Source organism: Faecalimicrobium dakarense (assembly GCF_000499525.1).
Classification (GTDB): domain Bacteria; phylum Bacillota; class Clostridia; order Peptostreptococcales; family Peptostreptococcaceae; genus Faecalimicrobium; species Faecalimicrobium dakarense.
In genome coordinates this window covers 13,014-28,750 of sequence record NZ_HG529262.1, presented here as the reverse complement: position 1 = coordinate 28,750, position 15,737 = coordinate 13,014, and the positions used below count along the sequence as shown (strand labels likewise).

General features: G+C 28.2%; 13 protein-coding genes. 3 read left to right on the top strand and 10 right to left on the bottom strand.

The features are described 5' to 3' along the window. Positions 1 to 102: 102 nt before the first annotated feature. From BN899_RS03990 to BN899_RS03965, 5 genes are all read right to left on the bottom strand, one after another. Positions 103 to 1,443: a C40 family peptidase gene (locus BN899_RS03990; protein ID WP_052356575.1), complete on the bottom strand. Its 1,341-nt coding sequence runs from the start codon at positions 1,441 to 1,443 to the stop codon at positions 103 to 105. A 677-nt stretch (positions 1,444 to 2,120) separates the two neighbouring features. Continuing rightward, positions 2,121 to 2,321, bottom strand: a complete 201-nt coding sequence (locus BN899_RS03980) for a hypothetical protein (protein ID WP_042273154.1) — start codon at positions 2,319 to 2,321, stop codon at positions 2,121 to 2,123. A gap of 106 nt (positions 2,322 to 2,427) precedes the next feature. After that, a complete protein-coding gene (locus BN899_RS03975) occupies positions 2,428 to 3,384 on the bottom strand; it encodes a BMP family ABC transporter substrate-binding protein (protein ID WP_042273152.1) in 957 nt (318 codons plus the stop codon). Between the two features lie 143 nt (positions 3,385 to 3,527). Further along, positions 3,528 to 5,282: a sensor domain-containing diguanylate cyclase/phosphohydrolase gene (locus tag BN899_RS03970; protein WP_042273149.1), complete on the bottom strand. Its 1,755-nt coding sequence runs from the start codon at positions 5,280 to 5,282 to the stop codon at positions 3,528 to 3,530. Between the two features lie 152 nt (positions 5,283 to 5,434). After that, entirely contained in the window at positions 5,435 to 6,097 is a 663-nt protein-coding gene (locus tag BN899_RS03965) for a B3/B4 domain-containing protein (RefSeq protein ID WP_042273148.1), read from the bottom strand. A gap of 185 nt (positions 6,098 to 6,282) precedes the next feature. On the opposite strand from BN899_RS03965, the gene BN899_RS03960 reads away from it, so the two are divergent. Next, complete coding sequence (locus BN899_RS03960; protein ID WP_042273146.1) at positions 6,283 to 6,702, top strand: deoxycytidylate deaminase; 420 nt, start codon at positions 6,283 to 6,285, stop codon at positions 6,700 to 6,702. A 475-nt stretch (positions 6,703 to 7,177) separates the two neighbouring features. Here the strand turns inward: BN899_RS03960 and BN899_RS03955 are convergent, their stop codons facing one another. Further along, positions 7,178 to 8,146, bottom strand: a complete 969-nt coding sequence (locus BN899_RS03955; RefSeq protein WP_042273144.1) for a Gfo/Idh/MocA family protein — start codon at positions 8,144 to 8,146, stop codon at positions 7,178 to 7,180. 308 nt (positions 8,147 to 8,454) lie between these two features. On the opposite strand from BN899_RS03955, the gene BN899_RS20350 reads away from it, so the two are divergent. After that, positions 8,455 to 8,679 (top strand): ferritin, encoded by a 225-nt coding sequence (locus BN899_RS20350; RefSeq protein WP_330362440.1) that lies wholly within the window; start codon positions 8,455 to 8,457, stop codon positions 8,677 to 8,679. After that, positions 8,633 to 8,968: a ferritin gene (locus BN899_RS03950; protein WP_330362439.1), complete on the top strand. Its 336-nt coding sequence runs from the start codon at positions 8,633 to 8,635 to the stop codon at positions 8,966 to 8,968. The genes BN899_RS20350 and BN899_RS03950 overlap by 47 nt, the downstream gene beginning before the upstream one ends. Positions 8,969 to 9,026: 58 nt before the next feature. On the opposite strand, the gene BN899_RS03945 is transcribed toward BN899_RS03950, so the two are convergent. From BN899_RS03945 to BN899_RS03930, 4 genes are all read right to left on the bottom strand, one after another. Continuing rightward, a complete protein-coding gene (locus BN899_RS03945) occupies positions 9,027 to 10,691 on the bottom strand; it encodes a glycoside hydrolase family 13 protein (protein WP_042273141.1) in 1,665 nt (554 codons plus the stop codon). A gap of 31 nt (positions 10,692 to 10,722) precedes the next feature. Further along, positions 10,723 to 11,511, bottom strand: a complete 789-nt coding sequence (locus BN899_RS03940; RefSeq protein ID WP_042273139.1) for an endonuclease/exonuclease/phosphatase family protein — start codon at positions 11,509 to 11,511, stop codon at positions 10,723 to 10,725. Between the two features lie 2 nt (positions 11,512 to 11,513). Beyond that, positions 11,514 to 13,163, bottom strand: a complete 1,650-nt coding sequence (locus tag BN899_RS03935) for a PTS transporter subunit IIBC (protein ID WP_042273137.1) — start codon at positions 13,161 to 13,163, stop codon at positions 11,514 to 11,516. A 274-nt stretch (positions 13,164 to 13,437) separates the two neighbouring features. Continuing rightward, complete coding sequence (locus BN899_RS03930; protein ID WP_042273134.1) at positions 13,438 to 15,717, bottom strand: glycoside hydrolase family 65 protein; 2,280 nt, start codon at positions 15,715 to 15,717, stop codon at positions 13,438 to 13,440. Positions 15,718 to 15,737: the final 20 nt, after the last annotated feature.

Here is a 15,737-nt window from a genome sequence, read left to right as displayed (position 1 = left end):
TATTATTTTTTAGTATTTACCTACAAAAAAAGGCGTGAAGTAATAATCAAATTATTATTTCACGCCTTTATTATATTATATTATAATTTATTTTTAATCAAATTATAATACACTCTTAGACCATAAATATACACCACTCCAATATGATGAATTTATATTGGCTTTTTGTACATTTGATCCTGGCTTCGGTGCATGTATCATTTCACCATTTCCAATATAGATTCCTACATGGCTAACATTACCAGTTCCATTAGTGCTAGAGAAAATTAAATCTCCTGGTTTTAAATTTGATTTACTTACAGTAGTCCCAACCTTAGATTGTTCCACTGATGTTCTTGGCAGAGTCTTTCCTGCTGCATTTTTATATATATAATACATTAAACCTGAACAGTCAAATGAATCAGGTCCTTCTGCTCCCCATACATATGGTTTTCCTATCTGAGCTTTAGCTAAATTAACTACAGATTCTCTTTTGTTTTCTGATGGGTTAGTAGTGCCTCCACCTGATCCTGAACCTTTTGTTATATAGTCTGCACTTGCCCAGCCTGTACTTCCATTTGATAGTTTTATTTTGTACCATCCATTTTTGCTTGCAAGTAATTCTACTCTATCACCTTTGTTTACTTTTCCTATTACAGAATAGCTTGTTCCTGCTCCACTTCTAACATTTAACGTCGATGTTGTCACTGTACCATATCCTGATACTGATGATTCTCCTGAATTATTACCTGAGTTATCTGACCCTTTTGTTATATAGTCTCCACTTGCCCAGCCTGTATTTCCGTTTGATAGTTTTATTTTATACCATCCACTTTTGCTCGCAAGTAATTCTACTCTATCACCTTTGTTTACTTTTCCTATTACAGAATAGCTTGTTCCTGCTCCACTTCTAACATTTAATGTCGATGTTGTTACTGTACCATATCCTGATTCTGATGAATTATTACCTGAGTTACCTGAGCCCTTTGTTATGTAGTCTCCACTTGCCCAGCCTGTACTCCCATTTGATAGTCTTATTTTATACCATCCGTTTTGGCTTGCAAGTAATTCTACTCTATCACCTTTGTATACTTTTCCTATTATAGAGTTACTTGTTCCTGCTCCACTTCTAACATTTAATGTCGATGTTGTTACTGTACCATACCCTGATTCTGATGATTCGCTTGAATTACCTGAACCCTTTGTTATGTATTGACCACTTGCCCAACCAACAGTTCCATTTGATAATTTTACTTTATACCATCCACTTGATTGATCTAGTATTTCAACTGTATTTCCTTTATATGCTTTAGTTATTACTGAATGATTTGTTCCTGCACCACTTCTTATATTTAACACGTCGACATTAACTGTTCCTTTTTCTGCCGCGTATGAGTTTGTCACACCAATTGCCATCACTGCTGAGCTTAATACTATCGCTTTTGTTATACTTCTTTGATTCATCAACCTTCCTCCCATTTATTAATAATATAACCATAGATTTTCTCTATCGACAAAATCTACCTATTTATAGGTTACTATAATAGGAGTTTGTTGTAAATAAAAATTGTATAAAAGTTACAAAAAAGTTACAATTTTTTACCATTTTTGTATTTATTTTTTAATTTTGTTTTTAAATGGAAAATTATGTAATCATAATTTGGAAATTTATGTAAATAAAGCTATTAATTTAGGCTATAATCCTCATGCAGACTTAGTTTGTTGAGCCTAAAAATTTTTGTTGTAAATAAGTAATTATAAAGTAAGATATCATAGAAATTATAACAATTAAAGTTATTACCATATCTCCACTCTTGCTATTAAAGAAATTAGAAGTTACATCTAATCTAATTAAAATACTAAATAAAGTTACTGATAATGTAATAGGTACTAAGCTAATTAATATCCTGTCTTTAAATCCAAATATTAATGAAATTATATAAAAAATTATAATAATTGAAATACCCACCCATCTTTTAAGATAAATATACCTGTTTTTTACCTCTATCTAAAAATATATCCTTGCTAATTATTTTAAATATTAAAATTATATAATAAAAGTACCTTAATTAAAAGGTACTTTCATTATATAAAAAATAACAATCAACATCTTAAGTATAACTTATCTTAATAATTATTTTTTAGTCTTCTATGTATTCAAATATAATCTTTTGATTTTCTTTTAATGTTATCTCTTCTTTTTTAGCTTCAACGCCACTTGTCTTGATTTTAACTTCTGCTACAAATGGTTCGCTTCCTTCTACCATTGATAATAGCTCTTGGGCTTTTTTACGACCTATTTTAGATGCTACTTCTTTTAATACTGCCATTTTCTTTAACATTTAATCTACCTCCTTTTACAATTTCAATTATATCATTTATTATAAGATAGCAAAATATATAAATAAAAACCATATTATTAAATAACACGGTTTTTATTTATATATCTTATTTTTTAATTTTTGATTCTACGAAGTTAACTACATCTTGAGGTATTAAGTCAGTTTTTTCATATCCAACTCCACCATTAGAAATATCAAACATAGCAACTTCTCCACCTTTAAATTTATTATCTACTAAATCTTTAATTGTAAGTTCTACACCTGTACCAACATTTTTAAGAGCAGATGTAAGTATTGTATCTGGAGCTATACGATTTTGAGGAAGATCTACAGCAACAGCTAATTTATTAAGCTCTTTTCCTGATTCATAAACTCCTGAGTTAACTCCTCCACCTGCGGTAAATATAATATCTATTCCACTTGCATACATTTTACTTGATATAGCTTTTCCTTTTGCTGAATCAGTAAATGAGTTTGCATATTGAGTTATTAACTGCGCATTTGGCTTTACTTCTTTTAATGCTTTTTCATATCCAACAGCAAAATTACTTACTGATGGAATTTCCATTCCTCCAATAAATCCAAACTTATCAGATTTGCTTACCTTAGCAGCAACCAATCCTGCTAAATATCCAGCTTCTTGTTCATTGAAAAGTATTGACCTTACATTTGATGGTATTTTATCATAACTTCCATCTATTATTGCAAAGTTTTGTTTTGGATAATATCCAGCTGCTTCCTTTATTGCATCTGCTAACTTAAATCCAACTCCAATTACTAAATCTGTACCTTGATCAACAGCAGTTTCAATATTTGTTTTATACTCACTGTCTGACTTAGACTCTATGTAATTTACCTCTACTCCATACTTTTTCTTAGCTTCTTGTGCTCCTGCCCATGCTGATTGATTAAAGGATTCATCATTTACTCCTCCTTTATCTAAAACTAATGTTATTTTTAGTTTTTTATCTTTAGTATTATTTTCTTTAGAAGAGCATCCCACTAATCCTAAAACACTTAAAGACAAAGTCATAACTACTAATGCTAATTTCAGTCTTTTCATAATACCCTCCTATTTAAATGTCTTTATCAATTATATTATAATATAATATAAAAAGTAAATTTATTTTTGTCGTTTTTTGTATTTTTAATTTTAAAGCATATTAACTTATTATTTCTCAATATTTTATATTTTATTAAATATATTTATTTATTATAAAAGTTATCCTTATTTATATATTTACTTTCTAGTAAATAGCAAAATTCTTCTACAATATCGCTATCAAATTGCTTTCCTGAACATTTTCTTAGTTCATTTATAGCTTCTTTTACAGTTTTTTTCTCACTATATACTCTATTCGTGGTCATTACATCAAATGAATCAGCAACCGCTATTATCCTAGCTACAAGAGGTATATCCTCTCCTGAGAGACCTAATGGATAACCTAATCCATCCCATCTTTCGTGATGTGTTAGTATACTTCTAGCTATATGACTAAGTTCAGGTAGTAGCATTGCTAATCTATATCCTTTTTCTGAATGTGTTTTCATAATTTCATATTCATTGTCTGTAAGCCTGCCTTGCTTGAGTAATAGTCTTTCTGGTATACCTATCTTCCCTATATCATGTAATCTTCCTACTAAAGATAACTCATCTATAGTTGCACTATCAAGTTTTAAATGTTTCCCTATTAAAGTAGCATAATTTGCTACCCTTCCTGTATGTTCTTCAGTTTCAACATTTTTTGATTGAAGACTTTCTTTTAGTGTATGTAGTATAGAACTTCTAAAGCTTTTTCTATTTAATATTTTTTGTCTGTAAAGCTTATCTTCGGCATCTCCTAATACTTTATCTACTTTATCATTTTCATTATTTAATATTGAAAATCCCATAGACATGCTAAGTTTAAATTTATCGCCTTCATAACTTCTGCAAATAGAATTCATTTTCTCCATTAATTTGTCACATTCTCCATTAGACGTGGATGGTATTAATATAACAAATTCATCTCCACCCCATCTAAAAATAAATCCTTTTTCATCAAATACCTCTTTTAATTTTCTTGAAATCGCTTTTAGTAACTCATCTCCTTCAAGATGACCTATTGTATCATTAATTATCTTAAGACCATTTACATCTCCAATCATTATACCTATTGGAAATTTACCACTTTGTACTAGTTCTTCTATCTTTTCATCAAAATAAGCTCTATTATACAAACCCGTAAGAGCATCAGTATAACTTAAATATCTAAGCTTTTTCTCTATAAATTTCCTTTCTGTTACATCTCTAACAACTCCAACTATTCCCCACATCTCTCCATTATCGTTAATTACAGGAGTTTTTATAGTCTCTACGATTTTTATACCACCATCTTCAGTTGGTACTTCCTCATCTATAATTAGTTGTTCTTTAGTTTCTATAACTATCTGATCATGATTTGTACATGTTTCTACAAAGTTTCTATCAAGAGGTAATTCTAAGTCTGTTTTTCCAATTACATTATCTATCCCTAGATTTTCATAAAAGTTTACACAGTGTCGATTTACTCCCCTATATATACTTTTATTATCTTTATAAAATACTATTTCAGGTACATTATCTATTATGGTTCTTAATATATTTCTCTGGTTTTCAAGTTCCTCATTATATGCATTTGATATATCTATCAAAAATCCTACCCAGTTACGAGATTTGTCATCCTTTGATTTATCATAAAATACTATATGTTTAAATAAAGAGTTGTTTATTTTTTTTATATCTGTAACTTCCTTATTTATACCTTTAATGTAAGTAGCTAAATCTAGTTTATCAATATTTGAAGTATTATTATAAAAGTCTTCTAGTGATAAATTAAAGTTAATTTCAAAAGATTTATTTATGTAAATTATCTCCCCTAAACTATTTTTAATCCACACAGGGAACGGAATAAATTCAAATATAGCTTTATTAATACTCATTACTTGCCCCCTTCAATCTTTCTTTTTATTTTCATACCCCAATACAATATATGTTAATTAATAATTATAATTTAGTCTATATTTTATTTGTCTTTTACTGATTTTATAAATTTACGAATATTTATAATAAAAGGGTGAATTAATTCACCCTTTTACTTTATTATCTTACTGTCTAAAATCGTTGCATTAGAGTATTTTTTTAATAGTTCTATACCATAATCTATATAATCATTTAGCTCTTCATCTTCATTAAAAGAAATTATATTCATAAGTATATGTTTAGTGTCTTTAGTTATCATAGCTCTTACTGAATCTGATGTAGTACTTCCAAATTTACCTTTTTCATCTTCAAATACAGGCAAGTTTTCTATATTAATTGATCCCCTACCAATCCCATCATAACGTTCTTCCTTACCACCTACATTAAAACATATTACACCACTTACTTTATCTAAATCATATGTCCCTACTGAACAAAAACTTTTAAGTGATATTAAGTTATTTATATCTACTACATTATTTACTTTATATAATCCCATATCTTTTACTACTCTTTTAACTAATGATTCTGATGAAAGTCTATATCTACTTGGGTCTTTCCCTAAACTTTTATATGCTTTTCTAGACGCTTCTATATTTTTTATTTTTAATATATCACTTTGTGTAATAGTTTCCTTAATAGTACTACACTTATTATCTATTAATTTCCATAGTTTATCACAACCATCATAAACATCAACATTTGCCTCAATACATCCTATTGCTACTTTAGGGCACTTCTCCTTTAATTTATCAGAGATTTTAATTTCTATCATATATATCATCCTTTCTTCAACTTTATGTATTTATTAACATCATCCTTAATAGTTATACTATTTTCTTTATTCCTATATTTTATATACTAACATAGTTTGAAATATTACTTATCTACTTTTTATTATACATAATTTATAGTAATATAAATATGTATAATACTATAGAAATTTGGAGGCTTATTTATATGAGAAGTTCATGGGAAGAATATTTTATGGGTATAGCTGAAAGTATAGCACAAAGAGGAACTTGTGATAGAGCTTTCGTTGGAGCTGTTATTGTAAACTCAGATAATAGAATAGTTAGTACTGGATATAATGGTAGTATTTCAGGAGATGATCACTGTATCGATACTGAACATAAAATGAGAGATGGTCATTGTATAAGAACTATACATGCTGAGCAAAATGCACTGTATTACTGTGCTAAGGAAGGTATAAAAGTTAAAGACTGTAGTATATATGTGACTCATTTTCCTTGCTTAAACTGTACAAAAGCTCTTATTCAATCTGGTATAAAACATATTTATTATAGAAATGATTATAGAGTTGATGAATACGCATTGGAGCTTTTAGATTTAGCTAGTGTAGAATATACAAAACTATAAATAATAAAATATCTGGTCATAATATAATTGATATTGTTTAAGTGGAGGCTTATTATGATTATAAATATAACTGAAATGGCAAGAATTGCTCTTAATAATATGATAAAAGATTATAATGTAGATAGTAATAATATTAGAGTATACTTAAAAAGCATAGCTTGATACGGTCCTATATTTGATGTAGCTCTGGATGAGCCTACCGAAAAAGATGAAGTATTTCAAGTTGATGACTACTTTATAATAATTAATAAAGATTTAGCTTCTAAATTTGAAGTGGTAAATATTTATTATAAATCAACTCAAAGCTATGGTGATTTTTATATAACTACTGACTTAGTATGGAAAGATGAGTATCATTATAGTGATTGGGCTAAACCATGGTAAAATTTACTTAAATTAATAAGAACCTCATGTTCTAAGCATGAGGTTTTTGTATTTTATCCATTTAACCTTTTTCTTTGGTATTCACTTTTTATTACTCAAATGGATATTTTATTCCCCACTGATTTCTAACATTATCCATTAAGTTCATAACATCAATAGATAAGTCTAGATTTTTATTCTTTGATTTATTTAATATATAATTATTCATATTCTCTACTTCATACTCTAATGCTTTTGATGTATCCCCTTCTTCTATTTTTTCAATAGAACCATCTGTATAAGTTATTAAGGCACTACAAGCTCTTGGAAAATTATCAACAGTTACAAATCCTAATTCTCCTGCTACAATACCTCTTTTAGGCATCTTAGATCTCATTGTAAGAGACACAACTGCCATTTCATCATTATCATTTTTTAGAATTATTCCTGATTGTTCATCTACTCCTGTTTCAAATTCTTTAACAGTTGTTAATACTTCATTTGGTTGACTTGATAAAAAGAATCTTGTAAAAGATAGTGCATATGTACCTATATCTAATAGCGCTCCACCTGCTAATTCTTTACTAAAGAATCTATTATTAACATCATATTCTTTACAACTTCCAAAAGATACTTGTATCATTTTTAACTTACCTATTTTACCACTATCTATTATATCACGTAATTTTTTATATAATGGCATATGATAAATTGTCATTGCCTCAGTAAGTATTAAATTTTTCTCTTTTGCTAAATTAACTACTTTCTCTAGTTGATTACTATTTGCTGTAATAGCTTTTTCACAAATTACATGTTTATTTTTTTCTAAACTTTTAACTATAAATTCATAATGATTACAGTGAGGTGTTGATATATATACAACATCAATATTTTTATCATCTAACATTTTATCTACATCGTCATATACATTTTCAATATTGTATTTCTTAGCAAAATCTTTCCCTTTTTCAATATTTCTTGCACAAACTGCATATATGTTTTTATTAACTTCGTTTATAGCCTTTGCAAAATCTGTTGCCGCTATTCCCGGTCCTATTATTGCCCAATTTAAATTATTCATATGCTCCCTCCCAATTATCTAAATATTATAATTTTCAAGTACTATCTCACTTTTACCGACTATATTTTTATAGTATTATGATGGTTTATTTTCGTCAACATTAAATTCATGAAATTTATTTTCTTGATTAATTTCTCCGATTTCTCTAAATAGTTACAAATAATTAACCCTTATTTACATAATTTACCATGAGTGATATATTTAACTTGTGTAAGTTTCCATAATGAAAGAATTTTATTGAAATATATAAAATACATTTCTGGGCAAACTAATATTTAATAAAAATATTTTATAAAGGAGATATACATATGCTAAGCGAGGTATTATTAAAAAAAATTAATGATCAAATTAACTTTGAATTTTATTCATCTTACACTTATTTAGCAATGGCTGCTTACGCTGAGTCTATTGATTTAAGCGGTTTCGCTAATTTCTTTAGAGTTCAAGCTGAAGAAGAATTATTCCATGCTATGAAACTTTATGATTATGTATTCCAAAAAAAATGGCGTTGTAGAATTAGAAGCTATTCCTAAACCTAACACTAAATTTGAAGATATAATTGATGCATTTGAAAAAGGCTATGAGCATGAACAATTAGTAACAAGTAGAATATATGAACTTGCTGATTTAGCTTCTGAAGAAAGAGAACACTCTACAATGAGTCTTCTTAGATGGTTTATAGACGAACAAGTTGAAGAAGAAAATAACTTTAGTTCTCTTTTAAAAAGAGTAAAAAGATCTAAAGAAAATCCAGCAGCTTTATATATGATGGATGATGATCTTGCAACAAAAGTATTTACACCTCCAACAAATCAACAATAAAGTTATAAAATTTTAAATTTATTATAAAAAAATACTAGATAATTATTATCTAGTATTTTTATTTTACTCTATACATTCTACATTCATATGGTCTTAAATTTATATTACAACATTCAATATGATTATCCACATTATAGTTTGATAATATTAAGTTTTTGTGATTTAGTTTAAAGTTTTTTAAATCACACTCTAAAAGTTTATCACTTATATTACATATAACAATAATTTGCTTATTTTCAAGAGTCCTTGTATATGCATAAATATTTTCATCTTCTTTAAGTAGTAAATCGTATTTACCATATACGTATAACTCGTCACTTTTTCTTATTTTTATCATATTTTTATAAAAAGATAATATTGATTTTTCATCATTTAACTGATTTTCTACATTAATATTTATATAATTAGGATTAACTTTCATCCATGGATTTACTTTACTAAATCCGGCATTTGTACTATTATCCCATTGCATTGGTGTTCTAGTGTTATCTCTTGAAGTTTCCCATACTTCTTTTATAAGTTCTTCATGAGTTTTACCATTATTAAGTTCTATATAATAGTGATTTTTAGTTCTTACATCATCATAGTCTTCAATAGAGTTAAAAGCTACATTTGTCATTCCAATCTCTTGACCTTGATATATAAATGGAGTTCCTTGTAACATAAAATACATCAATCCTAATGAAGTAGAGCTTTCATACCAGTAGTTTTTGTCATCACCAAGGGAAGATACACATCTTGCTATATCATGATTTTCTATAAATAGTGCATTCCAACCAGTTTTATAAAGTCCATCTTGCCATCTAGTTATAACTTCCTTAAACTTTACTAAGTCAAGTTTTTCTCCTACTTTATTACTCCAAAGGTCTATATGCTCAAACTGGAATACCATATTAAACTTACCTTCTTCTTCTCCTACCCACATATGAGCATCTTCTGTTTTTACTCCATTAGCTTCTCCAACAGTCATTATATCGTATTTATCAAAAGTATTTTCTTTTAATTCCTTAAGATATTTATGTATACCATCTACATTCATATGCTTATCAAACGATGGTACATACTCTAAATTATCAGGATTTGGCATATCTTTTAAACCTTGTTCTTTATTTATATGACTTATAGCATCTACTCTAAAACCATCTATACCTTTATCTAGCCACCAATTCATCATATCATATATGCTACGTCTCATATCTTCATTTTCCCAGTTTAAGTCTGGTTGCTTCTTTGTAAATAAATGAAGATAATATTGATTAGTATTTTCATCGTATTCCCATGCAGAACCTTTAAATATACTTTCCCAGTTGTTTGGTTGTTTATTATCTTTTCCATCTCTCCAGATGTACCAATCTCTTTTATCACTTTCTCTAGATGATTTTGATTCTATAAACCACGGGTGCTCATCACTAGTGTGATTTATAACTAAATCTATTATTAACTTCATATTTCTTTTATGAACTTCTTTTAAAAGATAATCAAAGTCTTCCATTGTTCCAAACTCTTCCATTATATCTTGATAATTACTTATATCATATCCATTATCATCATTTGGAGATTTATAAAATGGAGATACCCATATAACATCTATACCTAAGTCTTTTAAATAGTCTAATTTTTCAATTATTCCTCTTATATCACCTATTCCATCATTATTTGAATCATTAAAGCTTCTTGGATATATTTGATATGCAACAGCTTCTTTCCACCATATTTTTTTCATTATTTTCCTCCACAGTATACCTATAAACTTATTATATTTTTACTTCAACCTCTACTCCATAATGGTCTGAAACTATGTCTTTATTTATATTATTAAATATTACATTAGAACTTAATACTTCTACTTTTTTATTGCTAAGTATTAAATCTAGCCTCAATTTTTCATTATTATAATCCCATCCTGCTATATTACCTTCAACAGTTACACCATCATCTTTATTAATTGCTAAAGAATATGTATCTACAAGATTTTTGCATAGATAATCATATCCTTCATTTTTTATATTCGCATTATTATTAAAATCTCCCATAATAAAAGTTCTATTTTCTTCTTTTATATTTTCAAGTAATTTATCTGCCTGATTTATAAATGGTTCTTCTTCATCATGCCACCATCCCAAATGACATGAATAAAAACTTATTTCTTCGCCTTCATAGCTTACTTTTAATTTAACTATTTTTCTAGTTTTCCAAAAGTTATAGTCATTACTATTTGTTATAAAAAAACTTTCCTTTTTATGAATTGGAAGCTTCGTCATAAGACAAAGCCCCTCCTCATATATATCATATCCTATATGACACATATCCCAGAAAAAGTTGTAATTGAAATTTCCAAGCTTCTCAAGTTCTTTCTGTAATACTAAGGCAAAGTTATCTTCCTTTATATTTTCATAAACTACTTTTGAAGTTATCTTCTGACTTACTTCTTGAAGTGCTATAACATCATAGTTATTTTTATTTATATTTTTTGCTATATATTTTATTTTTTCTAATTGTTTATCTTCTTGCCATGAATGGCAATTTAAAGTTAAAATCTTCAATTTTATACCCCCAATATATCTTGGATATTTGATTTTAATACATCCGCTTTTGGTCCATATACCGCTTGAACTCCTCTATCTTTAATTATAAGACCTAATGCTCCATTTTCTTTCCACTGCTTTTCATTACCAACTATAGAAGTATCTTTAACCGTAACCCTTAAACGAGTCATACAAGCATCTACATCTTCAATATTGTCTGATCCTCCAAGTAGATTTATTATTTTTTCTGATAACATATCTTTTTCACCATTGTTTGTAGTTTTAGAAGATGATTGTTCTTCTCCATCTTCTATATAATTACCCTTACGACCTGGTGTTGCTATATCAAATTTCTTTATTAAGAAATTAAATGTAACAAAGTTTAGTGCAAAGAATGCTACACAAGATAATACAAAGTTCACTAAATCCATAGTTAATCCTGCTTTAATTAGCATTGGAGTACGAGTTAAAAATTCTATAAAACCAAATGAATGTACTCTTAAGTTTATTAAATCTGCTAAAGCAAATGCAAGACCTGTAAGTATTGCATATACTACATATAATACTGGTGATATAAACATAAACATAAATTCTATTGGCTCTGTAACACCTGTTAAGAAACATGCAAGAAGTGCTGATAAAAATATTGGTTTATATTTTTTCAATTTATCACTATCAACATTCTTATACATAGCAATAGATATACCTGCAAGTGATGCTGTTGATAATATTACTTGACCTGCTTTAAAACGAGCTGGCGTAATAGTTGTTAATAAGCTATTATATCCGGCTATATTTCCTGCATCTTTTAAATTTATTAAATCAGTTATCCAAGCAAGCCATAATGGATCTTGGCCTGCAACCATAGTTCCTGCTGCTGAACCTGTTATTATTTCATATACTCCACCTAACTCTGTATAATTCATTGGAACTGTTATCATATGGTGAAGTCCAAATGGTAATAATAATCTTTCAAGTGTTCCATATACAAACGGAGCAAGTACTGGCGCTGTATCTTTAGATGAAGCTATCCACATACCAAAAGCATTTAAAGCACCTTGAACAAATGGCCATATTATTGATAATATTATTGACGCTATTGCTGAGCCAATTATAACTACAAAAGGTACAAAACGTTTTCCATTAAAGAATGCTAATGCTTGAGGCAATTTACTAAAGTTATAGAATTTATTATATAATACCGCTCCCATAAACCCAGAAATTATACCTACAAATACACCCATGTTAAGTGCTGGAGCTCCTAGTATTGATGTAAAGTAATCTTTAACTAAAAGTTCTGCTCCTGTTAATGAAGTTACTGTTGCTAAAGGATCTGCTAACATATCTGAAGTTACCCCAAATATTGATCCTGTTATACGATTTATTAATATAAATGCTATAAGGGCTGCAAAGGCTCCCCCTGAACGCTCTTTTGCCCAAGATCCACCTATTGCTACTGCAAATAAAATATGTAAGTTTCCGATTATACCCCAACCTATGTCTTCAACTACTCTAGCAATTGTAGTTATAAATTGTATATCCGATGACATTCCTATAAGTTTTCCGATTGAAACCATAAGTCCTGCAGCTGGCATAACAGCTATAACTACTAATAATGCTTTACCAAATTTTTGCCAAAAATCAAATGATCCTAATTTTGTTTTACTCATATTTCCCCTCACCCTTTCTTTTTATTATAAATTTATGCAATCGTATCGCATAAAATTCAAAAAAATATAAGAAATTTTCTTAATTTTTATTCTTTTATATATTAATTATAGCATCCAGTGAAAACATTTTCAAGTTTTTTCAACTTTAATTTTAATTTTTAATTATTTTTATATGATTTTAATACAAACTTATGCAAACGATTGTTTTTCTATTAGTTGTAATAAATGAAAAACCGATTGGATACACCAATCAGTTTTTATAGTAACTTTATTTTTAAACCTCTAATTTATCATTAATTGTATATTTATTTCCATATAATACTATCTCTATAGGGTCACCAACTAAATTTTCTATACTTACTAAGTCTTTCTTTACAGAAACCTTCAGCTTATTATCTCTATAATTAATGTTAAAAGAGTATCCTTTCCACTTATCTGGAAGCTTAGGGTTGAAGCTTAAAGTTTCTTTAGATGTTCTCATTCCTGCAAATCCTTGTACTATAGATAACCAAGCCCCTGACATAGAAGTTATATGAAGTCCATCTTCACTATCGTTATTGTAATTATCTAAATCTAACCTTGCAGTTCTTGAGTATAATTCATAAGCTTTATCTAAATTATCTATTTCAGATGCTATTATAGAATATATACATGAAGATAATGATGACTCATGTACTGTATATTGCTCATAGAAATCAAAGTTCCTTTTCTTTTCCTCTAAACTAAACTCATCTGAAAAATAATACATTCCTTGTAGTACATCTGCTTGTTTTATAAAACAAGATCTTAAAACTTTATCCCATGACCAATTTTGATTTAAAGGTAGATTTTCTTTTGGTAAATTTGATACTTTTATAAACTCTTTATCTAAAAAATCATCATGTTGAACAATTATATTTAATTCTTCATCATAAGGAAGATACATTTTATTAGCTATGTTTATCCACTTTTCAACTTCTTTATCTGTAACATCATTTCTTTTTACAGATTCCATACATTCTATCTCTAATTTCTTTACATTTTTAACTGCATATTCTAAACACCATTTTGCAATATAGTTAGTGTACCAGTTATTGTTTACATTATTATCATACTCATTTGGACCTGTAACTCCATGAATCATATATAATCCCTTTCTAGATGATAAATGAACTCTACTTGCCCAGAATCTTGCAACTTCAACTATTACGTCTATACCTTTTTCTTTTATATATTCATAATCACCAGTATAATTTGTGTAATTATATATTGCATATATCATACTTCCATTACGGTGAATTTCTTCAAAAGTTATTTCCCACTCATTATGACATTCTTCACCGTTGAATGTAACCATTGGATATAAAGCACCCTCTAATCCCAATTTCCTTGCTTGAATCTTAGCTGGTTCTAATTGATTATATCTATACTCTAAAAGATTTCTTGATACTGATTTATCTGCAACTCCTAAATATACTGGCAAACAATATGCCTCTGTATCCCAATAAGTAGCTCCTCCATACTTTTCTCCTGTAAATCCTTTTGGCCCTATATTCAGTCTTGCATCTTCTCCATAATATGTTGAAAATAATTGAAATAAATTATACCTTATACCCTGCTGAGCTAATTTATCTCCATCTATTTTTATATCAGCAGTTTCCCACCTTTTGTTCCACTTGTCACTATGTTCTTTAATTAATGCTTCATAGCCTTTATCTATCTCTTTAGATAATATTTTATTACATTCATCTAAAAGTTCCTTCTCTTTATAATCCCTTGTAGTAGTTATAGCTACATATTTTTCAATAGATACTGTTTCATCTCTTTTTATATCAAATACTAACCTATTTTCGCTATAGCCTTCTTTATTCATATATGTTAATAACTTGCTATCCTTATTAGCACTAATATTCATAGCAGCACCTATAGTAAATACTTCCGTTTTAAATGAATTTTCTTTAGTTTTAGCTACTATATTTCCATAATTTTCTTTAGAGTCTGATGATATATGAACCCAGAAATCCTCATCATAATTTGAGTCCTCATTTTTAACATTTGAATCTAAATACGGTCTAAATGTTATCTCTCCATCAAAGTTTAGTGCTTTTACATCATATTTTATAACTGCCATTTCTTTTTTAGCTATACTTAAAAACCTTACCACATTTACTTCTATCTCTTTTCCATAAACATCTGCAATAAATCTACGAGTTAACACTCCGTTTTTCATATCTAATTCTCTATAAAAGCCTTTAACTTTTGCTTTTCCTAAGTCTAAAGCTTCTTCATCTACAAATATATCTATTCCTATATAATTTACGCTGTTTGGAACTTTACCAAAATAGTTAGGATATCCATTTTTCCACCAGCCAACGCGAGTTTTATCAGGGAACCATACTCCAGCTATATATGAACCTCTATGGCTATCTTTTGAGTAATATTCTTCGTAATTACCTCTCATTCCCATATATCCGTTACCTAGACTCATTATTGATTCCGCTAATCTATTTTCATCGAATTCTATATTATTTTGAATTATTTTCCATTCATCTATATTATCAAATAAACGTCTCATAAAATCCCCCCCTTTATAAA

Excerpts from the sequence above, each read along its gene's own strand:
- BN899_RS03975 (WP_042273152.1), bottom strand. The coding sequence starts at position 3,384 with ATGAAAAGACTGAAATTAGCATTAGTAGTTATGACTTTGTCTTTAAGT.
- BN899_RS03990 (WP_052356575.1), bottom strand. The coding sequence starts at position 1,443 with ATGAATCAAAGAAGTATAACAAAAGCGATAGTATTAAGCTCAGCAGTG.
- BN899_RS03950 (WP_330362439.1), top strand. The coding sequence starts at position 8,633 with ATGTATTCCAAAAAAAATGGCGTTGTAGAATTAGAAGCTATTCCTAAA.
- BN899_RS03970 (WP_042273149.1), bottom strand. The coding sequence starts at position 5,282 with ATGAGTATTAATAAAGCTATATTTGAATTTATTCCGTTCCCTGTGTGG.
- BN899_RS03980 (WP_042273154.1), bottom strand. The coding sequence starts at position 2,321 with ATGTTAAAGAAAATGGCAGTATTAAAAGAAGTAGCATCTAAAATAGGT.
- BN899_RS03960 (WP_042273146.1), top strand. The coding sequence starts at position 6,283 with ATGAGAAGTTCATGGGAAGAATATTTTATGGGTATAGCTGAAAGTATA.
- BN899_RS03935 (WP_042273137.1), bottom strand. The coding sequence starts at position 13,163 with ATGAGTAAAACAAAATTAGGATCATTTGATTTTTGGCAAAAATTTGGT.
- BN899_RS20350 (WP_330362440.1), top strand. The coding sequence starts at position 8,455 with ATGCTAAGCGAGGTATTATTAAAAAAAATTAATGATCAAATTAACTTT.
- BN899_RS03945 (WP_042273141.1), bottom strand. The coding sequence starts at position 10,691 with ATGAAAAAAATATGGTGGAAAGAAGCTGTTGCATATCAAATATATCCA.
- BN899_RS03955 (WP_042273144.1), bottom strand. The coding sequence starts at position 8,146 with ATGAATAATTTAAATTGGGCAATAATAGGACCGGGAATAGCGGCAACA.
- BN899_RS03965 (WP_042273148.1), bottom strand. The coding sequence starts at position 6,097 with ATGATAGAAATTAAAATCTCTGATAAATTAAAGGAGAAGTGCCCTAAA.
- BN899_RS03930 (WP_042273134.1), bottom strand. The coding sequence starts at position 15,717 with ATGAGACGTTTATTTGATAATATAGATGAATGGAAAATAATTCAAAAT.